Source organism: Neotamlana sargassicola (assembly GCF_020523965.1).
Taxonomy (GTDB): domain Bacteria; phylum Bacteroidota; class Bacteroidia; order Flavobacteriales; family Flavobacteriaceae; genus Neotamlana; species Neotamlana sargassicola.
Genome location: NZ_JAJAPX010000002.1, coordinates 582,581 through 608,161, shown reverse-complemented (window position 1 = coordinate 608,161; position 25,581 = coordinate 582,581). Strand labels below are relative to the sequence as shown.

Below are 25,581 nucleotides of genomic sequence, written 5' to 3'. Positions count from 1 at the left end.
TTAGCAAACCGTTAATAAGGCAATTGAATATGAAAATCTTGAACTTTCTGGAACAGATAGTAATATTTTTTGTCCTGTTTGTAATTGTCCTGAAGCTACTAATTCTTCTAACATTAAATATATAGATGCTGCACCAACATTACCTACGGTTTGTAGGTTCATAAACCATTTTTCCCAAGGAATTTTAATACCTGCTTCTTTCATGGCATCGTACAACCCTTCTTTAAAATAATAGGAAGAAATATGAGGTAAATAATAATCTATATCGTCTGCAGAAATATTGTGTTTTGCAAAAGTACGTTTTAAGCTATCTACTCCTTTTTCTAGAATATTAGCCCCCAAAAGTTTAACATCTTGTTGCACTGCAAAAAGTGTTTTTTTACTCCATTGATCCGATGCGTATTCACGCCATGGTTTTAAAAATCCGTCCTCTTGTTTTTCGCCACCAGAATACATACAAGCATCGAGCTCGAAGGCATACGAGAATCCTTCAATCCAATCTATTCTTAAAGGCTGCTCACCTTTTGGTTCTGCTTCAAGTAAACAAGCACCGGCACCATCAGAAAGCATCCATCGTAAAAAATCTTTATTAAAAGCAATTATTGGGTTTTCTTCTAAAGATTCTAAGTGCTTTACTTCATCTTCAAAAAGATCTGATCGCATCCAAGTAGAGCTACGTTCTGAACCAGAAACTACAGCATTATTAGATTGCCCACATTTTACTGAAAAGTAACCATATTTTAAAGCGTTCATTCCTGAACAACAGGCTCCAGTTGGTGAGTTTACTTCAAGATTTCCGTTTTTTAAAAACCCATGCACCATTGAAGCATGAGATGGTAAAATATGATCTGGACTTGAAGTACCACAAGATAATACTTCTATATCTGTAGTTTTAAAATCATCATCACAAAGTCTATTAATAGCTTCTGTAGTAAGTTGGGCATTGTTATGCGTAACCTCACCATTTTCATCAATAGCATAATACCTTGTTTTAATTTGGTTATTTCTTAAAACAATGCGTCTTCCTTTGGAATGTTTACCGTTAATTAAACCCAGTTTTTCTTCCATCTCATCGTTAGAAACTGGTTTGTTTGGTAAAAACTTTGAAACACGCGTTATGTATACTTCTTTCATATGTTATTTAGTATTCTCTAATAGCTCTACGGAAGTGTAATACTCCTTCTGCTTTTTAATTTTTGGGATGTTAAAAACATAAGTAAGCAAAAATAAGATAAAAACAATTGGAGAAACAACCCAAATTGCAATAAACAAATACACATTGAAAAATTTTAACAAGGTTTCTCGTTTTTTTGTATTTGGCTCGCTGCTTTTATGAATAAAATTTGCCCATTTTGTAAATATAACATTCGCCTTGCGATCTACGGTTATTAAAAACGGTTTTATTTTTACAGCATCATTTTTTAACAAGTTCTCTTGTAAATCATTAAAAGAGTTTTGAAATAAATGTTGTTTAATTACTGGGCCAAATTTAACGGCGTTATCAATATCCCTCTGGCTTACTCCTGGTTTAGGAAAAAGGCCTAAATATTTCTTTTTTTTACCCGAAAACATCCATCTTACAATAGTTATGACACTAATATGATTAATATGCCTATCAACCAAAGCAATATTACCTACTAAACTAGCATTTAAACTTTTTAGATGTTTCTTTACTTTTTCATGTGCCATAATCCACATATTTCTGGTACCACTTACAGTTACAACCTTGGATCCTGAAAACAACGTTTTTGCACTTTCTGACTGTAAAAAAGAAGATATTGGTAACGATGGCGTTAAATACCATACTTGATAACCAAAAATTATTAAATCGTATGTATTATTTAAAATAGCCTCGGGAATAGGTTTTACTGCTTTGGCGTGTTGCAAAAATGTATCGGGAAACACACCAAAAAAATCTTTTTTTGTCCACGGAAAAGGAAAGTTTTGTTCTAGTTCGATATTATGATAATGAAGCTCTACGGCGTCATCATTCTTAAAATCTGTAACTATATTATTAACAATTTCTGTTAGTTGACCAGATTGAGAATAATGCAAAACTAAAACTTGCTTCATGGTGCTTTTAAAATTATGAGTAAAAATAAATAATTAAAACGTTAAACCTAACTTTTATTATGAAACTAAATAGTTGGTTATAAACAACACCTATTTTTTGAGTTTTCCCCAAAAATCGAAATAGTTAAACCATTGTAATGGATACTTTTTTAAAATCCAAGATAGGCTATCGGTGTAATCTTTTAAAAGAGAATCTACATCGCGATATTTTGCTTTAGATTGTCTTGCGTATAAATGATAGTGCAAATTATTCTCTTTCATTACATACACAAACAACACAGGAACTCTTAATCGTGAAGCTAACATAAAAGGTCCTGCAGGAAATTTAGCAGTTTCACCAAGTAATTCTTTCTCTAAAAACTTTGTGTTTTCTGTGTAACGATCGCCTGTAATACAAACAATTTCGTTTCGTGCCAAGGCAGCATTTATCTCGAAAACATGAGACAAATCGTCTTTTAATATAATGAGGTTGATGTTAGATTTTGTAGTTACACTTTCTAAATACTCCTGAATTGCAGTGTGCTCTTGATCTGTGGTTAAAAGGCTTATTGAAGCAGATTCATCTAAATCTCCAAAAAAATGTTCGGCAATTTCAAAATTCCCCACATGTGCGCTAATTAAAACGCCTCCTTTTTTATTTTTTAAGGCTTGATTTATTAATTCAATACCATCAAACTCGTAAGTAAACTTATTTCGTAACCCTGAAGAAATGGCTACTTTATCTATAATAGTTTGACCAAAAACAAAGTAACTATTATAAACGTTTTTAAGACTTTTAATTTTAGAAAAACCTTGTCTATTTTTTAGATAATAGTAAATGGCTTTAAAACTATCTTTGGCAAATAACACAAAGTAAAAGGAAACGAAATAAAGCACAAAATACGCTGCTTTAACACCTAGTTTTTTTATACAAAACACAAATATTTTGTAACCTAAAACTGTTCCTCTGGATTTACCTTTCCATTCAGCAGCCATATAGAGTTATAATGTTTTAATCAAATTTAGCTAAGCTTATTCTCGATTAAATCATAAAAATCTTGAAGCACTTTAACGTTAACAAAATCTTCGCCAACAAGCTTTACTCCAAAATTAGCTTCAACAGAAACCACTAAATCAACAAAATCTAAACTATCAAGATCTAAGGTTTCTTTTAAATCTGCTTCTGGTGAAATATCATCACTTTCTACTTCAAATTCATCAATAAGAAAGTTGTTTATTTTTTCAATAATAACTTCTTTAGTCATCGCGCAATTATATTTTTTTTATTATTAATGCTGAATTGGTTCCACCGAAACCAAAAGAGTTCGACAAAAATACATTAATTTTTTTATCTAAGGTTTTGCTGACTAAATTTAATTTTTTTGCATCCTCATCTGGCGTTTCCAAGTTAATATTTGGTGCTACAAATCCATGCTGCATCATTAACATTGAGTAAATTACCTCGCTTGCACCTGCCATCCAACATTCATGTCCTGTCATCGATTTTGTTGAACTTACCGCTGGACCATGCTCTCCAAAAACATCAAAAATAGCTTTTGCTTCGTTTGCATCGCCTACAGGTGTTGATGTTGCATGTGCATTTACATAATCTACATCGCTAGCGCTGATGCCCGCTTGTTTTAAGGCCATTTTCATAGCATAACTCGGACCTGCTGCATTTGGTGTTGATATATGCTCGCCGTTCGATGAGAAGCCATACCCTATTACTTCTCCTAAAATAGGAGCGCCTCGTTTTATTGCAGAATCATAAGATTCTAAAATTACAGTTGCTGCACCACCACTTGGCACTAAACCATCTCTGTTAGCATCAAATGGTTTTGAAGCTTGTCCGGGGTTTTCAATATTCATCGAAAACACACCCAAACCATCGAAACTAGACATAACATATGGATTTATTTCTTGTGCGCCACCACAAATAATACAATCTTGCAATCCACTTTTTATTAATTGATAGGCCATTCCAATGGAATGTGATCCGCTGGCACAGGCTGCACTAATAGTAAAATTAACTCCTGTAAGTTTAAATATGGTTGAAAGATTCATGGTAACAGAGGAATTCATCCCCTTAAAAATTGCACCAGACCCCACTAAGGTTGTATCTTTTTTTTCTCTAACTTTATCTACAGATTCTATTACAGATTTTGTTGTACTATCGTTTCCATAAAGAATACCAACCTGATTGGCATCGATAAAATCTTGATCTATTTTAGCGTTTTTAAATGCTTCAATAGTTGCCATATATGCATACTCACCTTCTTCACCAATACTAATACGCTGTTTGCGTGTTAATATGCCTTTTAGGTTTGGTTTAGACACCATTCCTGTTAATGGCGACCGGTAACCAAAATCTATTCTTTCTTTATCTACAACAATACCAGACTTACCTTTGTATAACGATTCCTTAACTTCTGCTAAGTTTTCGCCAATACAAGAATAAATTCCCATTCCTGTTATTACAACTCTGTTCATTAATTAAAAATTAGGAGTATATCCCGCCGTTAATGTTTAAAACTTCGCCAGTAATATAAGACGCTTTTTTAGAAATTAAAAACGAAACTGCATGGGCAACTTCTTCTGGCTCTCCAAATCGGTTTATTGGAATTAAGCTTTTTAGTTCTTTTTCGTCTAATTCGGCAGTCATATCAGACTTTATAAACCCTGGAGCTACAGCATTTACAGTAATTTTACGTTTTGCAACCTCTTGTGCTAAAGCTTTTGTTGCACCAATTAATGCCGCTTTTGCCGCAGAGTAATTTGTTTGTCCGGCAGTTCCTTTTACACCGGAAACTGAAGCTATATTTACAATACGCCCATAACGGTTACGAAGTAATTTTTGAATAAAGAAGTTTGTTACATTGTAAAAACCACTTAAAGATGTGTTTATAACACTATTCCAATCTTCAGCAGGCATCCACATAAATAAACCGTCTTTTGTAATTCCTGCATTATTTACAATAACCTCAACAACTGCTTCTGGGTTGTTTTCTTGCCAATTTGTTAAAACAGATTGAACTTGTTCTGCATTAGCTACATTGAATTGCAAAATTTCACCTGTATTCCCTTCGGCTTCGACTAGCTTCAAGGTTTCGTTTGCTGCTGCTTCGTTACTATTGTAATTTATTAGGATATGATAATCTGAATCTTTTGCTAATTGAATGCATACTGCCTTACCTATACCTCTAGATCCTCCAGTTATTAGGGCACACTTCATTAAAATATTATTTTAGTTGGTTTAATTATTATTCGAAATGTTCTAGGTTTTGGAACCAAGTATTATTTAACACCTCGCCTTTAGTATTTAAAAAAGCCCATTGTTTCTTGTATTTTACACGAGCTAAACCATCAACAAAACCTTTCTCCGTTTTTATGCCAAAAAACATACCAAAGTTTCCGGCTGTAATACCATATTTTTCTTCTATTACTAATTCGCCTTTAGTGTTAATAAAACCCCATTCTTTCTTAGTTTTCACTGGAGCTAAGCCATCTTCACTAAACACTTCCACATCTTTATATTGTGCTTTTACAACTTCTTCTCCTTCTTTGTTTATGTAACCCCAAAGTTTGTTTTCATAAAATGGCGCCAAACCTTTTCTAAAGCCTCTAACTCTTTCGTATTTAGGCTCTATAACCCATTCTCCATTACTATTTATAAAACCAACTTTCTCACCTTTTTTTGCATAGGTAACATCCCCGTTGAGCGTAAAATCCCAAATTTTTATAGCGCCTTCAACTGGCGTAAAGGCCTTGTTTTTTATTAACCCCCAAACACCATCTTTTTTAGCCACAATTACGCCATTATAAAGGTTACCAATTTCTTCGTATTCAATTTTTATATACTCTTTTCCAGCTTTATCAATTAAACCCCATTTTTCATTTTTTTGAGCTCGAGAGTAACCGTTATAAAAATCGAAAGCTTTGGTGTACTCTTTAGGAATAACCGCTTCTCCTTTTTTATTTATAAATCCGACTTTATCAACAGTTCTAACTACAGCTAAATCTTCAGAAAAATCGTAAACCTTATCGCTTACAACATCGGTTAAAATTTTATTCCCAGTTTTATCGATATAATACCATGAAACACCATCGTTTACAATGGCAATACCACATTTAAAAGCTTTTGTTTTCTTTAAGGTTGGTTTTATAACCCACTCGCCACTTCTATCAATATACCCCCAAAGTTTATCGTCGGCCATAGCCTGTGCATAGTCACCCGAAAAACTTTTAGCATTAAGAAATTGAGGTTTTATAACCCAATCACCAGATTTATTTATATATCCAAATTTTCCATCAATTCTTGCTAAAGCTAATTCTTGAGCAAAACATAAACTTAGACTTAAAAAAGCAACTACAAAAAACAGTTTTTTCATAATGAGTAACTATTAGGTTTATTTAATTTTCATTAAATATTGCTTTACCTTATTTACGTAAGGATACATAACAATATCTTCTGTAAATATAGGAACTATTTCTCGTATATCGTCGTAAACTTTTTTGGTTTTCGAAGAAACTTTATCTTTAACCTCTAGATACTCAATAGCTTGAACAATGGTAATAAGTTCTATAGCCAAAACCTCAAACGCATTCTCAATTACCTTTTTTGTTATTAAGGCAGCGTTCGTCCCCATGCTAACAATATCTTGATTATCGTTGTTGTTAGGAATACTATGAACATACATTGGATTAGAAAGTGTTTGGTTTTCGGCAGTGGTAGATGTAGCTGTAAACTGCACACCTTGCATCCCAAAATTCAACCCTAATTTACCTAAATTAACAAATGGAGGTAACATATCGTTTAACCTTGCATTTAACAAATAATTTAGCTGGCGTTCGCTAAGCATACTTAACTTCGTAACAGCTATTTTTAGCTTATCCATTTCTAAGGCGACATAATCTCCATGAAAATTCCCGCCATGATAAACATGCTTACGTTTTACATCGACAATTGGGTTATCGTTTGCCGAATTAACTTCGTCAATCAAAATTTCTTCAACACTATTTAAAGTATCTAAAACAGGCCCTAAAATTTGAGGTACGCAACGTAGCGAATAGTACTCTTGAACTTTTTCTTTGAAAACGGAAACATTTTCGTTTTTAGAATATAAATAATGCTCACGTTTACGTGTTAATTTACTATCAGACAAGTGTTCTCGCATAAGTTCGGCAATATCTTGCTGACCTTTATGACGTTTGGTTTGGTTAAGTTCTAAACTTAAATGATCGTCATAAGCTTTAACAATTTCATTAATTGCAGACGAACAAACAATCATACTATTTAGTAATTTACGCGTATAAATAACGTTTACAAGCCCAATACCCGTCATAGCCGAAGTACCATTCATTAGGGCTAAACCTTCACGCAACTCTACTGATATTGGTTTTAAATCTTCAGTTTTAAAAACATCAGAGGTATTGGCTCGTTCCCCTTTATAAAACACTTCACCCTCACCAATTAAAACTAAAGCTAAATGTGCTAACTGTACTAAATCTCCGCTCGCGCCAACACTTCCGTGTTCAAAAATTACTGGTGTAATATCTCTATTTATTAACTCTTGCATTAACAAAATAGCCGATTTATGAATACCAGAATTGCCTTTAGATAAGGTATTTAAACGTGCTAACATTATAGCACGAACGTACATTGGCTCCAATGGTTGCCCAACACCCGACGCATGACTTCTAATAAGGTTGTATTGCAATTTTATGCGCTGTGAGTCTTCAATTTTATATTGAGCCATTGGTCCGAAACCGGTATTCACACCGTAAATAACCTTATCCTGAGAAAAGTTGACTAAAAATTTAAAACTTTCTTCGACCTTCTGTATTGTATCTTCATCGATAACAAAAGGTGCATCTTTAAAAATAATTTTAAAGAAATCCTCTATTTCTAGACTTCCTTTATAGGTTAGCATATTTATTTTATAAATTTATTGAGTAAAATCGTTAATTTCTTGCGCGAAAATAGTTAAGTTCGTCGTAAATATAAAATAATAAGTAATTATTCCTCCATCTATGGATATTCAAAATGAATCTGTCGACGTTTTAATAATTGGAGCAGGACCATCTGGAATTGTGGCTGCAGCACACCTTTATAATCAAGGACATAAGGTAAAAATTATTGAAAAATCTAAATTTCCGAGATTTGTTATTGGCGAAAGCTTACTCCCTAGATGTATGGATCATTTTGAAGAAGTAGGACTACTTGACTGCTTAAAAGCCAAACATTTTGAAGTAAAATCGGGGGCCCGTTTTTTAAGTAATGATGTGGTTTGTAATTTCGACTTTAGCCAAAAACACACCAAAGGTTGGGACTGGACTTGGCAAGTTCCTCGTGCCGATTTTGATAATGCCCTTGCCACAGAGTTAATAAACAAAGGTGTCGATATTAATTTTGAACAAGAGGTTACCAATGTTGTATTTAATGCCGATGGAAGCTCCTTAACTACAATAAAAACAGAAACAGAGGAAAACCATTTTATTAACGCCAAATTTATTATTGATTCTTCTGGATATGGGCGTGTTTTACCAAGGTTACTTGGTTTAGACAAACCATCGTCTATCCCGACTCATTCCTCAATTTTCACTCATGTAAAAGACATTAAACGTCCAGAAGGAAAAGAAGGTACTTTAATTACTTTTGATGTAATTGATAAAGACACTTGGTTTTGGGTGATACCGTTTTCTAACGGAATAACAAGTATTGGTTTTGTTGGTGAAAATAGCTTATTTGAAGGGTATGAAGGCAGTACAACCCAAGTTATGAATAATATGTTAAAGCTCTCAAATTATTATTATGACAGATTTAGTGATTTAAACTATGAATTTAAACCTGTGCATATAAAAAATTATTCGAAAGCTGTTACTAAACTGTATGGTAAAGGGTTTGCTTTAACAGGAAATAGTGCCGAGTTTTTAGATCCAGTTTTTTCGTCGGGAGTTACCTTTGCTACAGAATCTGGATTATTAGCCGCTAAATTAATTTCTAAAGAACTAAACGGTGAGTGTGTAAATTGGGAAACTGATTATGCAAACTATATATCTGAAGGCGTTACTGTTTTCTCTTCATATGTGAAGGAATGGTACACTGGTAATTTACAAACTCTATTTTTTCACAGACCAGAAAACCTAGAAGTTAAAAAACAAATTTGCGCAGTACTGGCTGGGTATGTTTGGGATAAAAGTAATCCGTTTGTTAAAAAACACAACCGCATTATTGCAAGTATGGCGCATTTAATTAATATGCAAAAAGAAACCTCAACGAAATAAAAAACGCCTTTTAATTCCTTTTGCTTAATGCATTAATAGTCACAATGACACCTAACCTAAAACAGGCATTTAACCACTCCAAATAAACGCTTTATTAACTAGTTTGGTAGCAATATTGATACAGCATACTAAAGTGTTTTTTCATTTTTTCTTTAGCTTCGGTTGGATTTTGAGACTTAATAGCCTCATAAATTTCCATATGCTCGTTTATACCAATAATTGATTTACGTTTATCGCATACGTGGTACTTTTCAAAGTTCATAATTATACCAGGTGTAATGGTAAGCATAAACGTGTTAATAGTAGAATTTCCACTTGCTTTTGCTATGGCTAAATGAAATAACAGGTCTTCTTGAACAGCATCTTCACCTAATTTCGCTTTTTCTTCATAGGCGTCCAAAGCAAATTTAATATTTTTCAAATCCTCTTCAGTTCTTCTTAAGGATGCTAATTTTACAGTTTTTAATTCTAAAAGTATCCTGGTTTCAACTAACGATTTAAAATCTTGTTCCTCAAGCCCTACAATTTCATCAATCATTCCATTCATAGCAATTATACCAATATTTGCTATAAATGTTCCGCTTTGCGGCACAGTTTCTAATATACCATATAACTCTAGTGTTTGAATTGCATCTCGAACATTGCTACGTGAAACCCCAAATTTTTCAGCAAGCATACGCTCTGACGGCAACTTATCACCTGGTTCTAAATTCTTGTAATTTATAAGTTCACGTAAATTTAGAATAATACCATTTTGTAAACTATTTAACCCCACTTTTGTTAGTACTTCTGACTTCATATTCTTTCTATTTTCTATTGGCCACCCCAATTATTCGGCAAAAATAACAACTTTTTTAATTTCCTTAAAACAGTGATTACTTTTAAAAACTTCTTTATTAATAACACATCATAAATCAATTAGCTTTTACAAATTAAATCTAGTAATTAATGACTAACTTCTAATTCGTAAAATTTAACTTTTGAAAAAGCGCCTTCATCTCTTGTTTGAAAATAATTACCTGCTTTAAAATAATTCTCAAAAACACCCCAACGTTTCATATGGATATTTTCATAGACTTTGTATTCGTTTCCGTTTAAAATAATTACCATTTTTCCATCGGAAACTTTAACTTCGAGCACAAATTTTCTAAACCCTACTTCCTGTTCAAAATTAAAACCTTCGTCATCATCCCATGCGTCTTCGTGCAATATTTCACTATCTGAAGCGTTTAAATTTTTCAATTCTTTGGTTTTAACTCTTACCTTACCGTTATCCCAGTAAATTTTTAAAATAGGAGGTGCATTATTATCATCTTCACCTATTAAATCGCGTTGCTCATTGGTTAAGCGCCCATGAATTTGCATAATAATAGTTCTGTGATATTTTCCATTTGAAGCTTTTGTAGTAGCTTCCATTTGAATTTTCCCTTTCATATAAGCACCATCTGCAAAAGTCCAATTCACATTATTATTGCCAGGAGTCATTTGTTCACGTAACTCCGATCTTGTGTATTTAGTATTTCGAGTTTTTGAAGCCGTTGGCATCGCATGAAATACGATAGCTCCAGCTGTAGAATCGATATACATATATGGTTTAGCTATCTCGTTTGAGGCAAAATCAAAGATTTCTGGTGGTTCAATTTCGTAAGGCTTACCTTTTTCGTTTAATACTGGTAGTGTTACCTTCCAATGACTTAAATCTACATCTGGAAGTTTGTATTTTTTCTTCTTTTTTTTCTTTTTCTTTTTTTCAACTTTTTCGGAAACAACCGATGTATTGTCTTGTTGAGCGTTTAAAACACTTGACGTAAAAAATACAAGAAAAAAAACGAGGACGATTGGGGTAAACTTTTTCATTTTAAAATAAATTATTAATAATTAAGAGATTGCCTAATTAAACTTTTAAATAAATTCAACCAACATTTAGGCAACCTCAAAATTATTATTCAATTATTATTCCATTTTGAACCAATTAAATTTCTATTAATTAAAATCCTGGGGTTATAATATCGATATTATCAATAAATACTTCATTACTACTATCTACTGCGTTTAGCGCTCTTACATAAATAACAGCTATATTCGAGGTTGCTTCAAAAGTAAAAGAGGTTGTTGTAAACGTATCGCTTGTACTTGAAGATTTCGAACTGTTAAAGTCGTTAGTAATGTTATAGTAAGCATCCGCAAAATTTTCAATTCCAACCTCTGTAGTAATTTCGGTATTTAAAATATATACTTCGGTATTAATGCCCTCGGCTTCAGATCTAGTATCGATAGTAAACGTATATTCAACTCCCGGCTCAACTGCCACTAATTGATATAAACGACGACAGTTATTACTTAATTTAACACCTCTACCACCACCTGCGTTTGGTCCAAATTTATTACCATCGCTAGTAGATCCTGGTTGCTCATTTGTACAATAGGTTGCATCGATATAGGCATTTAAATCTGAGTTATACCATAAAGCTCTGTAAGGACTATCGATTTCCCCTAAATCATCATCAACTACGGTACTATTTGGTGTCATATCCCAAGCATCGGCATTATCGCCAGTATTTGATGTATGATCGTTACATTGACTGTTTTGAACGATAACTTTAAACGTAGGCTCTACTCCACCAACAGGTACTGGTTTAGTTATACTTCTTGATACACCTGCGTCGTTAGTTGTTGTTAAAGTAACATCATAAGTTCCAGCAACGGCGTAAGTATGTGATGGATTAACCTCTGTTGAAGAATTGCCATCTCCAAAATCCCAACTATGTGACACTGCTAAAATAGAAGCATCTGTAAAGCTTACATCAAGCGAAGATACATCGAATGTAAAATCTGGCACCGTAGATAACACTAAACCTTCGATATTTTTAGTTATCGATGATTCCACTCCTAAATAGTTAGTAGCGGTTAAAGTAACTTGAAAAGTTTCAGCTGTTTTGTATGCATATACCGGATTGTAATCTGGATCGTCTGTTGTATCTTCTTCTGACCAGTCAATAGTGGTACCATCACCAAAATCCCAAACTAGACTAGCTGCACCAGTAGTTAAGTTTGTAAATGTTACTTCTGAATCTACAGAAGTAAAACTAAAATCGACATCAATTGGAGACACCTCGCTAGAAGCCTCAGCAACTAATCCATCAGAACTAGTAGTTGTTAAAGTTACTAAATAAAGTCCACCTTCGGTATAAGTATAATCTGGGTTTGCATCGGTTGATGTGTTTCCATCACCAAAATCCCATAAATATGAATCTGCATCGGTAGAGTAACTTCTAAAGATTACAGTTAAATTATCATCTGCACTTGTACTAGTAGTAAATAAGGTATTTGGTTGTATATCATTTACATTTCCTGTTGGGGCTTCAAACGGTTCGTAACCTGCGTCATAGCATGAAATCATAAATAGCGACAAGGCCAAAATGAAAACACCTACTATATTTTTTCTATTTATATTGTAAGTCATAATTTAAAATTTTAAAACTTATTATTGTTTAACGGTTATAGCAAAAGCATCTAATCTTGCTTCATCTCCAGAATTGGTAGCAAAAATGATTACTGATTCGTGTTCACCTGCTTCGAAAGTAATAGCATGCTGCTTAAACACATCTACTACTCTACCATCATTAGTATCGGTTCTTGAAGCAATAATATTAGCTTCTAATTGTGCATCTGCATAAGACGCCGTTCCTGGCGCTAAAATAGACACCTTCATCTCTCCAGTTGCATCCATATTAAAAGCGCTAAAGTAAGTCATTACATATTCGGCTCCTGGCGTTACTTCAATTTCTTGGTAAGCAACTCTAGCCCCATCTGAAGGGAATTTAGCCGCCTGAATACCATCTGGTAAAATACCTTCCTCAGATTTAGAGTTAATTTGAATTACTGTGGTACCGCCACCTACTGGGCTCCAAGCATCGTTACTTGGCACTCTCCATGAATCTCTTCCGTCTCCAGAACCATCAAACAAACTATTGTCTTCAAAACCAGGTTCTGCTATTTCAGGTACTGGAATCGTTGGAATGGCTTGATTTACTGTCACAATCTTCTCGGTAATATCCGATTTTCCTAAATTGTCAGTTACTGTTAAGTAAACAATATAATCTCCTGGTTCAGGGAATTCAATAATTAATTCTTGATCTTGTAACGTTGCAGCATCTAAAGCATCAATTTGCGCCTGGTAATTTGCTACATTTTCTAATGTTTCGTCGCTAAGCGCTGCATTAGCAGCTTCCAATTCAACTTCAAGAGCTGCTATTTCATCTTCCATAACTGCAACTTTTGCAGCATCGGTTTCACATGGTAATTTAAACTCTAGATCTGCAATATCTTCTTCAATAGCCACAACTGTCGCTAATTCTGCATCAATTAATAATTCTAAAATTTTTAAATCTGGATTAACCAAATTAAAGTTTGTTACAGGGTCTCCATTACTATCTGTAAAAGCCCACTGGTATTGTGTACCATTTACGGCAAGATTAGATCCTGCTTGAAAATTGTATTCGTACTTTGCCCAAAGTTCAACCTCTTCACAATTAAACTCAGAAGTTGTAAGATCGCTAAAATTATAAAATGGTGTTGGACCAGTAAAATCTTCTAAGTCGCCAACATCGGCTAAATCGTCACTCACACAAGAAGCCATTGTAATAAAAGCAACTAAAGTGAAGCATTTAATGTTTAATAAGTATCTTTTCATGATTTTCTTTTTTTTAATAGCCACTATTTTGTGTGTAAAAATTAGGTAAATTATCTATTTCTCTTTGTGGGAATGGAAGATATTTCATGTCTGGGTTATAGTTTAAACTATTAGCATTAGAGAATGCTTGCAACACTTCATCGGCTTCACCAAATCGAATTAAATCGTATAATCTTTGATTTTCGTACACAAACTCTAATCGACGTTCGTTTAATAAATCGGCTTTCGATAGGTTAGCCACTTCGTCTTTCCCAGCTCTTGCTCTAACTTGGTTAAAAGCATCAATCGCCCTAGTATCTGTTGTGCTATCTGAATCGCCCATAATAGCTTCAGCATATAACAACAATACATCGGCGTAACGTAACACAATCCAGTCGTTGTCTCCAATTTCACCATCGGTTGGGAATTTAGAGTTAAATGTATCTGTTGTAATTTCGAACGGGTTATACGTAATTACATCTATGGTTCCATAAAAACGCACTGGCTCAAGTTCTGGTGTCATAATTTCTAACAAATCTAACGTAGCAAGATTAACACCATTTGATCCACCTTGAAGCGTCATTGCAAAACTAAACGATTCTGAATCAGTTTCAATTTGATCATCTAAACCACTATCGCTAGTTACGTAATTATCGCTACTTTCGTAATCGTATGCAATAGAGAATATAACTTCATTATTTTTTTCTAAACCAGCATTGTTTGTCCAAGACCCATCTGGAGTACCATCGGCATCAGAATAAGACCCAATAAATTCGTTTCCGAATACGTTTCCAAAGTTAATTACCTGATTATAATTATTTTCACCTACAGATAAAGACGAATCGTAGTCTGTATATAAAAGTTCGTAACCATAAGAAGCGCTATTTTCTACAACAGATGCTAAAAGTAATTCTGCTTCTGTATAATTAGGGTTAGGTTGACTTAAATAAGCTTTCGCTGCTAAACAAATAGCCGCACCAGCAGATGGACGATACTTATCGGCAGTTACACCACTTAAATAAGCAATTGAGGTTTTAAAATCTTCAATGATCTTTTCGTAAACTTCCGCCTCTGGTAATTGAGGATAATCTAAAGCTTCATTTGTAGCAACGTCCAATACTTTATCGATATAAGGCACATTTTGATAAGCTCTTACAAGGTTAAAGTGACATAATGCACGCATAAAATAAGCTTCACCTACGGCATATTGATAACTTTCTGGCGCTAAAAACCTGTTATCAATAATCGTATTTGCGTGTTTAATAGTTGCCATATTGTTTGAATAATACGTAGCAACATCACCGTTGTTAGGATCTACTAAATACGCACTAATATTTGGCAAGTTACCATTTGCAGAGTTTGCTCTACTATTATCGGTTCTAAGCTCAACAAGCAAAAACTCGTTAGCTGGAACTTTTTGGTAAGCGTCTAAAACACCGTTCGCCAATAATTCGAAACCATTATTTGTTTGTAATAACTCCTCTAGCGATAAGGCTGTTGGGTTGTTAAGGTCAAGTTCTTCTTCACAGCTTGAAAATAACGCCAATAAAGAAAAACAAAGGATTATATTTTTGAATGTCTTTTTCATAACTAATTAAAATTGAAAGTTAATTCCTGCTGAAATTGTTCGTACTACAGGTCCGTCACCTCTTTGGTAACCAGCTGTTAAAGGAGTATTTGCATTATTCGAGGTTTGTCCTTGAGCTTCTGGATTAAAGCCTTCGTAACCACTTGCTGTAAAGAATAATAAATTCTCTCCTGTTAAATAAAACCTCAATCTGTCTATACTGTATTTAGATGTAAATGATTCTGGAATAGTATACCCTAATGTTACATTACGTAAAGCAACAAATGATGCATCTTGAATGTGATCGTCTGTATATCTTCTATGAACCGTTAAATCTAAATCTGGGAAATTCGAAACCGGATTTACTGCCGATTCACTTGCGTAATACAACTGATCTAAATCGGCAACTCTAACCTCTGCACCATGCGATCCTTGCCATTGAAAAGCAAAATCGAAAGCATTCCAAGTAATATCAGAATTAAAGCCCCAAGTAAAATCTGGATATGGACTACCTAACTCGGTTCTATCTTCATCATCAATAATCCCATCATTATTTAAGTCTTTCACATAAACATGTGCAAAATCGTTATTAAAACGGTTAAAAGGATTATCAATCCACTCTAAAGGAACTTCCTTTTCGTAAACCCAACCATAAAAACTTGTAATTGGCTGTCCTACTTTAGCGATAAACTCTGTAGGTCTTGTATCTTGATCGATTCTTGAAATAATTTGTTCGTTATTACCTAAACTAACTACTTCGTTTCTATTTAAAGCAAACTGCCCTGAAAGTCTCCAGCTGAAATTTTCTGATGTTAAGATTCTAGAATCCAGTTCTAACTCTACACCCGAGTTTTTAACTTCACCAATATTTTGAAGCCAATTATCTGTTCCATAAACAGCAGAAACAGGCGCAAACAGAATTAAATCTTCACTGGTTCTGGTATAATAATCGGCTGAGAAATTTAATAATCCTCTACCAAAAGTTATATCGATACCAGGGTTAAATTCTATTAATTTTTCCCATCCTAAGTCTGGATTAGCTAAAGTAATTGCTTTTACTGCAGCCAATGAATTATAGCCTACAGAACTAAAAGTTTCGTCGAATCTATAAAGTGAATCATAAATATTTGAAGAAATTTCGTTAGATCCAGAAACACCATAACTTGCTCTTAACTTAAGGAATGAAATTACATCGCTTGAAGACAAGAAATCTTCGCTTGAAACAATCCATCCAACAGAAGCAGCTGGGAAAAACCCGAAACGTGTGTTAGAACCAAAACGCGAGCTACCATCGGTACGAGCCGAGATTTGTAGTAAATATTTTTCGTCGTAATTATAATCTAATCTTCCAAAGTACGATACTAATTTATCTGTACCGTTATCTGTAAATGTTGTTCCGCCATCGGCAAGAGCAATGTTATTATTAAAATCGTTAGTATAACCAACAGCCTCAGAATCTTGAGAGAAAAAATCTCTACGTGTGTATTCGAAACCTAAAACAGTATTTAAACTGTGCTTTCCAAAGCTTTTGTTATACTTTAAAATAGACTCAAATGCATATTGATTTAACTCATCTCTACTAACAAACCTGTACGCTTCTTGATCTCTGTTTTCTTGACCGTAGTAATAATCGGCTTCGTTAGTTTTATTGTGTCTAAAAACACCTGAAATAGTTTGCCTAAAGTTAAGTCCTTCAGCTAATTCAAAATCGATATAAGAAGATGCATTTAAGCTTAATTTTCTTTTCGTTCTAGAACGCTCTAAGAAATGCACTAATGGATGAACGTTTTTAGTAGTAGAAAGTGTTAAACCACCAGAAGTTAGAGCACTTGCAAGAGGCAACCCTGTGTTAGGATCGATTGCGATAGACTGCGGATTATCTGGGTCGACAGTAAAAACGTGATCGAAAGCTCTTGAAAACCCGTAACTACCTTCTTCTAAATTTTCGAACAATTTACCTGCATCTGTAGACACACCCACATCTCTTGAAAAGTTAGTAACATACTTTAAATGCTCTTCATTTAAATAAAGTGGAATATGACCATATTGTCTTAACGGATCGGTAAATCTTGCAGGCAATTTATCTTGATCGTTATAGTTTACACGTAAAGTACCACCAAATTTAATTTTCTTGTTTTTTGATTTACTATCAACTTTAATTCTGGCATTATACTTTTTAAAATTATCTACTAATGCGATACCTTCATCTTCCAGATACCCCAGTGAAGCTGAATAGTTTGTTAATTCAGAACCACCGCGAGCTGCAAACGAATGGTTGGTTATAATACCACCATTAAAAATTTCATCTTGCCAATTTTTCCAGCCACCACCTAACGAAGCGATAAACTCCATAGCTTCTAACTCGGCATAAGCAGAATTGTAATCGTTAATTACTCGGCTGTAGTTATCTGCATTAGTAATAGCATTTACAGTAGACTGTAATCCATCTAATCGTAATCTTTCTTGATCGATGGTTGTGTTAAAATTGTCATTATTTGTAGCATATTTATAACCAGTAAATGTGTTATAAGAAAACCTTGTTTTACCAGTAATACCTTTTTTAAGCGTTAATAGTATAACACCATTCGCACCACGCGAACCATAAATAGCTACAGAAGAAGCATCTTTTAAAACACTAATAGATTCGATATTATTATTGTCGATAGATGCTAAAATATCTGCATCGTTTCCTAGAACCACACCGTCAACTACAATAAGAGGTGACGACTCTCCTGTAATAGAACCAGGACCACGCAATGTAATTTTTGGATCTCCACCAGCTTCCGAAGCTACTGTTTGTATTCTTAAACCAGCAACTTTCCCTCGAAGTGCATCCTCAACACGAGAAACAGCAACATCCTCAATATCTTTAGCAGAAACCTTAGTTAAAGCACTTGTTACATTTTTTTGCTTTTGGTCTCCATAAGCAACAACCACAATTTCATCGAGTTTCGCTAAATCTTCAACCAAAGAAACATTAATTGTTTTTTGACCTGCCGCAATAACATTTTTATTTTGAAAACCTATGTAAGAAAACTGAATAACCTCTCCGTTTGAAACTTTAATTTGATAATTTCCATCGAAATCGGTAGTTGTTCCTTTTGTGGTATTTAGAATAATGACGTTAACTCCTGGAATTGGAATACCGTCTTTTTCTGAAACGACCGTACCGCTAATAACTGTTTCTTGTGCAAACAATGCTACACTGCAAAACAACATGGCAATAAACGCTAACTTGTTTTTAAAATTCATAGTTAATTTAAGTTTAATAAGTCTGTTTTTGTTTTTAATAATCTGTTGTAATTGAATAGTTTGTAATTGATTTTTTACTCCCTTTTTGGGTTAAAAGTGTTTTTTTCTGAAAAAAAGGAAATGCGGAAGTAGATAGCTACACTATCGGTGTTTTTTGTGGTTCATATAGTTTAGTTTATTTAAGTTTAATATGGTCAACCAAATTGGTTTTTCAATCTGGTTGACCAAATATATGTTATTTTTCTGTTAAAAAAAAATTTTACAGAATTTTAACAATAACCTCTAAAAATCTCTTTGAATTGACCAAATAATCGGCTTAAAACACAGGAAATACTTAAGAAGATACTTGCAAAAAAAGTCTATGCAAGTATCTTAATTTATTTTTAAAAAGCTTAATTAAAATCTACTAACGCAAAGGCACCTGTCCATTCTATTAAACGACCATCAACCTCTAATTTATGCTGTTTTTGCTCGTCATTATTTTCATTTGAAATAATAAACAATTTCGACGTATTATTTTTAAGCGTTATTTTAACTGCTGTATAATTTGAAGCATTATAAATCGTAGTTAAACTTGCAATATTACTATAAGCATTTATTGCCAACTCGGACACTGGACTATATGTTCCATGCGATTCAATTGTTGAAACAAAAAGCGCTGTTTTTGCATTTTTTTTCCTTAAAATTAGCGCAGGTTCATGTCTTAAATTATACTCAGGATCGTTAGCTCCAATTCGGGCCAAAATAATAGCGTCCGACTTATTTGTTTCTGAAGTGATAGAGTAAAACTTATTTTTATTTAACCAGTTTAAAGTGATGTTATCGCCATTTGCCACAGCAGACGCTTCTTTATATAAATGCTGATATCCATCGCTATCACCTAAAACAGTAGGCTGATTTAACTTGTTATATTCAAAACTTGTTTGCATAAGTTGACCCAAGTAATAAAATGGCAAATCGTATTGATTTGGTTTTAACGACTCCACTCGCATAATATCTAACACAAACGGATTTTCTAAAGACGAATCACTAATTATCGCCATGGTGCGATGTAATTTTGTTCCTGGATAAGCATTCTCTTCTTTAGCACTTGCTACCTGAATATTTTTATCAGAACTGTTAAACAAATACGAATTAGAATGATATTTACTCCCAATACCATACTCTCCTTTAAAATGCGATTTTTCGTTTTGAACCAAAGTGTTATGAGCAACCGTTTGTTTCGCCCAAGTTTTATTTTCTTTTAAGTAATTACCGCCTCCTTTTTGTTCAATATTCACATATCGCGACAGGCCATAATCTTGTAAAACCTCATCGCCACCGTCGAACAAAGCAAACGAAAGTTTATCGAAATGACCATGACTTAAACCATGTGCTGTATATTTAAAAACAACCTCCAATGGATTGCTTCTTAAAATACCAACTGCACCTTGTTTACCATTTGGCCCATCGGTTAATTCAATAGATTTTTTCTCAAAAGACTTGGCTTCACCTGCTTTCAATCCAAGTGCAACAGATAAACCTGCATCATCTAGAGTAACTTTATTCTGCTTTTCGGCGATACTTAACAATTCCGGATTTTTACCCCCAAATTGATAAGCAATATCCACCGCAGAAACCAAAGCACTGTTGTAATACGACATGCCTTTTTGAGAATCGTTTAGCAGGAAAAACTCCCCATCGGCGTCAGTTAAATTTATTAACGCATTTACACTTTTAAGCAATACGCTATCTTTAAACTTAAACACACCTAATTCCGATTTTTTATTTTGAAGTGCTTGAGCAAAAATTAAAAAAGGATACGAGGCATAACGTTGATAATAAGGCCCCTCAGTATAATAACCATCTGGTGAAAATGGTTCTTCTAAATTGGCGTAAAATCCTGCCTTCCCATCTTTATTAATAAAACCACCATCATTATCCTTCATATTAGGATCCATTTTTAAATTTTTAATACCATAAAGTGCACGGTTAAGCAAGCTATCATCTTCCATAACCAAAGCAATCATACCCACAGCAACGCTTCCCCAAGTACTATGATTATGAACACGATTAAAAAATTGTGGATTTCCTGTTGATATAAAATCAGCGAAAGGCTTAAATAAATTCTTTTCCAAATCGGCACGTTCGCTTTCGGATAAAAAATCATAAATACAATCGTAAGCTTGACTAGTATAAACCAACCAATTACTATCATTTAAACATTGCCAAAATAATTTTCCACGAGCATAACTTCTTGGTTGCGGATGCACAGGTAATGTTGGATACAAATCTCTATAAGCAAACAACATATCCTTAACATAATTAGCATAAGTTTCGTCGTTTAAAATTTGATACAGCGCCCCAGCCTTTTGCATAAAAACAAAATTCTTTTTGTGCTGTTCGTGAGTATAGCCCCCAGAGTAATCTTTAGGAACAGGCACATCAATACCATTTGTAATTTCTGCATCTACAGCTTCCTTTGTTTCCTGAAGTGTTTTATCGAAAATTGGAATTTGCCCTAAATTTGCACGAATATCTTTTACACCTTGAGCTGTTAAAATTAAGCTTGGATGCGAAGCGTTTTCCAACACACTATTGTTATCGGCTTTTAAGCCTTCGTTGTTTTTACATGCTAAGAACACAAACAAAAGCATCATTAAAGAAGACACTCTACTACAAATTTTCGGTAAATTCATTTTAAATTTTTAATATTTTTAATATTCACTTAAAACATAAAAAGAAAGGTCTAAATACTAAACCTTTCTTTTTAAAGACTAATTCAACTACTCAATTATTCAATAATAATTTTTTTATTTATAGAGCCGCTTTCGGCTTGAATTTTTAACAAATACAACCCTTTATTTAAATTCGAAATATCTATTTTTTCGGTTAAAACATCTCCTGCATAAACTTGTTTACCAATAACATTATACAACTTCACAGATTCCACATTGACGCTATTTAATGCAGAAATGTTTATAACATCTTTAGCTGGGTTAGGATATACTTTAAAACTCGATTCTGCAATCTCCTGAGCAGACAACACCGTTGTATTAACCAGCACTAAATTATCTAATCTAATTTCAGAATCACCATTCATCCACCCTTTATCTTTACTAGAATCACCATGAGAAGCAGCATCGTAAGGCCCTATAGCTCTAACAAAAATGGCAATACTAGTTTCACTACCTGTATTAAAAACCATTTGAGACATCGCGTTTGTATCTGTATTTCCCGGAGGGGCAATTTGAGCATACGCCAATTGATTAGCTGCTAACTCTACCGAAGCTACAGTTTCATAACCAAAATCTTGTTGTGCCGCAGTAGCTGGTGGCTCATAGGCTGGCGTGTAACCGCTAACATAACCGCTTCCTTTTAGAATAACTACTTCAATATAGTTGGTAGTTGTGGAAGCTATTTTATAAGTATAATCAAGATCTAATGTGTAATTGCTGTTTGCAACTACCTCAACCTCTTGATAAATTCCATCCGACTCAAAATCATCTAACTTAACAACGTCATTTCCGCTTAATGTTGAAGACTCCCCTTGATCGGCAATATCTTTATTTATCCATCCTGAACATGCACAGTCGGTACCAGAAGATTTTGGTAAATTATCGAAGGTAGCATTGTGCACCGTAGGCTGCACCTGAGAAAAGCCTAAAAACGTGGTTGTTAAAAAAGCAAAAAGTAAAGTTTTTTTCATAATAGTTTAATTTTAGTTTAGTTGTTTACTAACAAAGCAAGTTAGCGTTGTGGTATTTTTAGTGGCAGACCAAACTGGATTACCAATTTGGTTTACCAAAAATACATTTATTTTTTATTTATCCAAAAAATTTAACATTTAAGACTTTGTTTAGCTCTATTTATTAGCTGAAATAACTATTCGTTTAGACTCAAGTAATTTTTCATTGTTAAAAACACTTAAGACATAAAGGCCACCAGAAAATTTAGACGTATCGATAGTTAAAGCTGATTCTGTAATATTTTGACTCAAAATAAGCGCTCCGTTCAACCTATACAACTCAACCTTTGTTGCCTCAAAACCTGGATTATCAACAATTAAATAATTTGATGTAGGATTAGGATAAATACTGATATTTGATTTATCAAATAATACGTTAGACAAGACACTAGCTTCACCAAAAAATTCAATTTCCCCAATAGCACTCCAAACACTGGTTCTAGTATTTCCATCGGCATTAAACCTTCCAAAACCTAACAACTTTACATAACGTGCGTTTGTTTCAATTTCATATTGATTAAAATCGGTTGTTCCAGTAGCGGTTAAAATTAAATCGCCCGAGCTAGGTAAAACACGTGAAAAATCGGTTGCATTTGTTCCTGTAGTTGACACCCAAATTTGATACCCAAAAGCATCAGATTTATTTGTGGTTGTAAATTGAATTAAATCAAGCTCGTATTCTGCCCCCAAATCATATATTATATATTCACCATCGCCTTTATAATCGCCTGCAACCAACTCGCCGTCGTCTGCTGCCCAAACGGTACCATTATCTTTATCTAAAGTATTTGTTGCATAATTAAACTTAGTTGTCCCGTTAACCTCTTCCTTAGAAAAAGCTTCAACCGAAACCGGATCGTTAGATTCCCCAGTATTTATTAAGGTGTACAAACTGGTTAAATCGGCTGCACTTTGAGTAACTGTAATTGTTCGCGAAAGTGTTCCTCCTGCAACCTCAATAGAGGTCGAGCGATCTTCGGTGGTTGTATTCTCACTAACCGTTATTGTAAAACTTCCATTATTACTTCCAGAAGTTAAAGAAACCGACACCCATTCGGCGGTTTCATTTACGGTCCAATCTAAATTAGAAGTAACAGTAACGGTCTGTGCTCCACCTTCTGCTTCAAATCCCGAAATAGGAGACACATAAAGCGTTTCGGTTTCTTCTCCATCTTCATAAGCATAGGGCCCAACATCGTTGGTTGTTAAAGGTGCATATCTAATACTTTCAGCACTAAAATTATCGGCTCCCGGATTACTTGTCGCCGCTCTAGTTTGCCCCTCGATATCTTCAGAAACAGATTCTGAAATTCCATTAGTATAAACCGGTGTATCTGCCGTAGTTTTATAAACACCCGAATCGGCATCAAACTCTAAATACGGATTTTCATTTACCACTTCGGAGGCATCAAAACTTGTACTTGTTGCCCCTACCAACAATTGAGCAGTTCCGGTTGGATACATTAAATTATTTATCCAAGTTATTTTATCGCCTTGATCATTATTAGTGTCTACAATTTCGACCATGGCATTTTCAGAACCAGTAATTAGGTTATTTGCGATAGTAATATTTTCTAAATCTTTATTATAAGCATCGTTATTATCGTAGCCAATTTCAATACCATGGCTATTATTAACCAAAGTATTATAAGCAATTACCACATCTTCGGCTCTAAAATGCTTACTCCAACTCGTACTTTGCCCATCTATGGCGTCTCCTAAAGTTAAGGTTATTGGCGCATCCCAACGTGTCCCTGTTAAACCTTCCATGTAGTTATTTATTATAACATGATCGGTACCATAAATTCGAATGCCACCAGTATACAAACTAGATCCTGTACTTGAGCTCCCGATAGCTTTTCCATCTCCAAAAAAGTAATTACCTTCTACCCTATTTCTGTTTCCATGTCTTAAAGACAATGTTCCGTAACTTTTTAAGAATGTGTTATGCCTAATTAAGTTATCACAAGATTTAACCGAAATAATTTCGGGATCGCCATCGCAGTCTTCAAATAAATTAAACTCCACTGTAGTATAACCGCTTGATTGCGACATTTCGCTCCAACCAATCCTAATAGATTCTTGCTCGTTTGTAGCTCTAGGACCATTATTGTAAAAGTAATTATGATCTATTCTGTCGTATTGCGATTGGTAAGGTGTATCGCTTGCATCGTCTGTAGAACCATCGATAGTTAAATAATTCCCCAAATTGGATTTATTTTTAAAGATATTATGATCTATACGATTATTATGACTTGGGTACTGAAATGGATAAACCGTATCGTCCCAAACACCTCCAATATAAAGCCACTTAGCGGAACTCGTTGTGCTTTGCTCAAAAACATTTCTGCTAATACGAATATTATTACAGCCTTCCAGTTTAATAATAGTTCCAGCATCAACCACGTTAAACACAAAACCCTCAATAGTTATGTGTGACGATTTTTTTAACACAAATGATGATTCTCCAGTTAAAGTAACACCACCAACAGTTTCAGCTTTAATTACAATAGGCTCACTCTCGGATGCCATATTCTCGAAAGTTGCCTCAAAATCTGCATACGATCCATTTGACACAATAAAAATACCGCCATTTGTTGCCGCATTCACAGCACTTTTTAAGTCGTCTGCATCGGTAAAGGTTTGTGAAGAAATGCTCTTTGCAAATAACAATATTAGCAAAAGCATCATGTTTTTAAATAATGATTTTATAGAAAAACCACTAATTCGTTTTCTGGTTGTCATTTTAGTTTAAGTTTAGTTTAATTGGTTACCCAATTTGGTTTACCAAAAATATACTAAAATAGGAATGAAACCGACAGATTATAGATATTTTCTCAATTTTATCGATTAAACGCACGCTTTCAGCTTAAAACATTTATAATTTAATAGAATAAAGTAATTGTCTTAATAAATAATTTTAAGCAAAACACTTCAACTCCATTAGTTTACCATTTTGTTAACAAGTTCCATTTTTATTAATAATAAATAATCGTATTTTTACCGCTAACAAAACCAAACTTAATA

Annotated in this window: 18 protein-coding genes; 1 reads left to right on the top strand and 17 read right to left on the bottom strand. The window is 33.9% G+C overall.

Features of this window, described 5'->3' with window-relative positions; genetic code table 11:
* The 8 genes from LG651_RS07180 to LG651_RS07145 all read right to left on the bottom strand — a co-directional run bounded on the left by LG651_RS07180 (nt 1) and on the right by LG651_RS07145 (nt 7,982).
* Nucleotides 1–1,134, bottom strand: coding sequence for a beta-ketoacyl-ACP synthase III (locus tag LG651_RS07180; protein WP_226695455.1), 1,134 nt, complete (start codon nt 1,132–1,134; stop codon nt 1–3).
* Between the two features lie 3 nt (nt 1,135–1,137).
* Complete coding sequence (locus LG651_RS07175) at nt 1,138–2,073, bottom strand: dialkylrecorsinol condensing enzyme DarA (protein ID WP_226695454.1); 936 nt, start codon at nt 2,071–2,073, stop codon at nt 1,138–1,140.
* 90 nt (nt 2,074–2,163) lie between these two features.
* Nucleotides 2,164–3,048 (bottom strand): LpxL/LpxP family acyltransferase, encoded by an 885-nt coding sequence (locus tag LG651_RS07170; protein WP_226695453.1) that lies wholly within the window; start codon nt 3,046–3,048, stop codon nt 2,164–2,166.
* Nucleotides 3,049–3,074: 26 nt separating this feature from the next.
* Nucleotides 3,075–3,317, bottom strand: coding sequence for an acyl carrier protein (locus tag LG651_RS07165; RefSeq protein ID WP_226695452.1), 243 nt, complete (start codon nt 3,315–3,317; stop codon nt 3,075–3,077).
* Nucleotides 3,318–3,324: 7 nt separating this feature from the next.
* Complete coding sequence (locus tag LG651_RS07160) at nt 3,325–4,542, bottom strand: beta-ketoacyl-[acyl-carrier-protein] synthase family protein (protein WP_226695451.1); 1,218 nt, start codon at nt 4,540–4,542, stop codon at nt 3,325–3,327.
* Between the two features lie 10 nt (nt 4,543–4,552).
* Nucleotides 4,553–5,284, bottom strand: a complete 732-nt coding sequence (gene fabG, locus LG651_RS07155; RefSeq protein ID WP_226695450.1) for a 3-oxoacyl-ACP reductase FabG — start codon at nt 5,282–5,284, stop codon at nt 4,553–4,555.
* Between the two features lie 28 nt (nt 5,285–5,312).
* On the bottom strand, nt 5,313–6,440 hold the full coding sequence (locus tag LG651_RS07150) for a WG repeat-containing protein (protein ID WP_226695449.1): 1,128 nt from the start codon (nt 6,438–6,440) through the stop codon (nt 5,313–5,315).
* Nucleotides 6,441–6,458: 18 nt separating this feature from the next.
* Nucleotides 6,459–7,982: an HAL/PAL/TAL family ammonia-lyase gene (locus tag LG651_RS07145; protein WP_226695448.1), complete on the bottom strand. Its 1,524-nt coding sequence runs from the start codon at nt 7,980–7,982 to the stop codon at nt 6,459–6,461.
* A gap of 100 nt (nt 7,983–8,082) precedes the next feature.
* On the opposite strand from LG651_RS07145, the gene LG651_RS07140 reads away from it, so the two are divergent.
* Nucleotides 8,083–9,336: an NAD(P)/FAD-dependent oxidoreductase gene (locus LG651_RS07140; protein WP_262905098.1), complete on the top strand. Its 1,254-nt coding sequence runs from the start codon at nt 8,083–8,085 to the stop codon at nt 9,334–9,336.
* Between the two features lie 94 nt (nt 9,337–9,430).
* Here the strand turns inward: LG651_RS07140 and LG651_RS07135 are convergent, their stop codons facing one another.
* From LG651_RS07135 to LG651_RS07095, 9 genes are all read right to left on the bottom strand, one after another.
* Nucleotides 9,431–10,135, bottom strand: a complete 705-nt coding sequence (locus tag LG651_RS07135) for a FadR/GntR family transcriptional regulator (protein ID WP_226695447.1) — start codon at nt 10,133–10,135, stop codon at nt 9,431–9,433.
* Between the two features lie 146 nt (nt 10,136–10,281).
* Complete coding sequence (locus tag LG651_RS07130; RefSeq protein ID WP_226695446.1) at nt 10,282–11,193, bottom strand: polysaccharide lyase family 7 protein; 912 nt, start codon at nt 11,191–11,193, stop codon at nt 10,282–10,284.
* A 130-nt stretch (nt 11,194–11,323) separates the two neighbouring features.
* On the bottom strand, nt 11,324–12,799 hold the full coding sequence (locus LG651_RS07125; protein WP_226695445.1) for a PKD domain-containing protein: 1,476 nt from the start codon (nt 12,797–12,799) through the stop codon (nt 11,324–11,326).
* A 21-nt stretch (nt 12,800–12,820) separates the two neighbouring features.
* A complete protein-coding gene (locus LG651_RS07120; protein WP_226695444.1) occupies nt 12,821–14,029 on the bottom strand; it encodes a hypothetical protein in 1,209 nt (402 codons plus the stop codon).
* Nucleotides 14,030–14,042: 13 nt separating this feature from the next.
* Complete coding sequence (locus tag LG651_RS07115) at nt 14,043–15,596, bottom strand: RagB/SusD family nutrient uptake outer membrane protein (RefSeq protein WP_226695443.1); 1,554 nt, start codon at nt 15,594–15,596, stop codon at nt 14,043–14,045.
* Between the two features lie 6 nt (nt 15,597–15,602).
* Nucleotides 15,603–18,827 carry a SusC/RagA family TonB-linked outer membrane protein gene (locus tag LG651_RS07110; RefSeq protein ID WP_226695442.1) on the bottom strand — a complete coding sequence of 1,075 codons (3,225 nt, stop codon included), beginning with the start codon at nt 18,825–18,827 and terminating at the stop codon, nt 15,603–15,605.
* Between the two features lie 392 nt (nt 18,828–19,219).
* A complete protein-coding gene (locus LG651_RS07105) occupies nt 19,220–21,505 on the bottom strand; it encodes a heparinase II/III domain-containing protein (protein ID WP_226695441.1) in 2,286 nt (761 codons plus the stop codon).
* Between the two features lie 95 nt (nt 21,506–21,600).
* Nucleotides 21,601–22,515 (bottom strand): T9SS type A sorting domain-containing protein, encoded by a 915-nt coding sequence (locus tag LG651_RS07100; protein WP_226695440.1) that lies wholly within the window; start codon nt 22,513–22,515, stop codon nt 21,601–21,603.
* Nucleotides 22,516–22,671: 156 nt separating this feature from the next.
* Nucleotides 22,672–25,299 carry a chondroitinase-B domain-containing protein gene (locus LG651_RS07095; RefSeq protein ID WP_226695439.1) on the bottom strand — a complete coding sequence of 876 codons (2,628 nt, stop codon included), beginning with the start codon at nt 25,297–25,299 and terminating at the stop codon, nt 22,672–22,674.
* Between the last annotated feature and the right edge of the window lie 282 nt (nt 25,300–25,581).

Bases quoted from the DNA above. Each gene is read 5' to 3' on its own strand.
- LG651_RS07165 (WP_226695452.1), bottom strand. From the start codon at position 3,317: ATGACTAAAGAAGTTATTATTGAAAAAATAAACAACTTTCTTATTGAT.
- LG651_RS07170 (WP_226695453.1), bottom strand. From the start codon at position 3,048: ATGGCTGCTGAATGGAAAGGTAAATCCAGAGGAACAGTTTTAGGTTAC.
- LG651_RS07180 (WP_226695455.1), bottom strand. From the start codon at position 1,134: ATGAAAGAAGTATACATAACGCGTGTTTCAAAGTTTTTACCAAACAAA.
- LG651_RS07095 (WP_226695439.1), bottom strand. From the start codon at position 25,299: ATGACAACCAGAAAACGAATTAGTGGTTTTTCTATAAAATCATTATTT.
- LG651_RS07140 (WP_262905098.1), top strand. From the start codon at position 8,083: ATGGATATTCAAAATGAATCTGTCGACGTTTTAATAATTGGAGCAGGA.
- LG651_RS07120 (WP_226695444.1), bottom strand. From the start codon at position 14,029: ATGAAAAGATACTTATTAAACATTAAATGCTTCACTTTAGTTGCTTTT.
- LG651_RS07150 (WP_226695449.1), bottom strand. From the start codon at position 6,440: ATGAAAAAACTGTTTTTTGTAGTTGCTTTTTTAAGTCTAAGTTTATGT.
- LG651_RS07135 (WP_226695447.1), bottom strand. From the start codon at position 10,135: ATGAAGTCAGAAGTACTAACAAAAGTGGGGTTAAATAGTTTACAAAAT.
- LG651_RS07105 (WP_226695441.1), bottom strand. From the start codon at position 21,505: ATGAATTTACCGAAAATTTGTAGTAGAGTGTCTTCTTTAATGATGCTT.
- fabG (WP_226695450.1), bottom strand. From the start codon at position 5,284: ATGAAGTGTGCCCTAATAACTGGAGGATCTAGAGGTATAGGTAAGGCA.
- LG651_RS07160 (WP_226695451.1), bottom strand. From the start codon at position 4,542: ATGAACAGAGTTGTAATAACAGGAATGGGAATTTATTCTTGTATTGGC.
- LG651_RS07125 (WP_226695445.1), bottom strand. From the start codon at position 12,799: ATGACTTACAATATAAATAGAAAAAATATAGTAGGTGTTTTCATTTTG.
- LG651_RS07100 (WP_226695440.1), bottom strand. From the start codon at position 22,515: ATGAAAAAAACTTTACTTTTTGCTTTTTTAACAACCACGTTTTTAGGC.
- LG651_RS07110 (WP_226695442.1), bottom strand. From the start codon at position 18,827: ATGAATTTTAAAAACAAGTTAGCGTTTATTGCCATGTTGTTTTGCAGT.
- LG651_RS07130 (WP_226695446.1), bottom strand. From the start codon at position 11,193: ATGAAAAAGTTTACCCCAATCGTCCTCGTTTTTTTTCTTGTATTTTTT.
- LG651_RS07115 (WP_226695443.1), bottom strand. From the start codon at position 15,596: ATGAAAAAGACATTCAAAAATATAATCCTTTGTTTTTCTTTATTGGCG.
- LG651_RS07145 (WP_226695448.1), bottom strand. From the start codon at position 7,982: ATGCTAACCTATAAAGGAAGTCTAGAAATAGAGGATTTCTTTAAAATT.
- LG651_RS07175 (WP_226695454.1), bottom strand. From the start codon at position 2,073: ATGAAGCAAGTTTTAGTTTTGCATTATTCTCAATCTGGTCAACTAACA.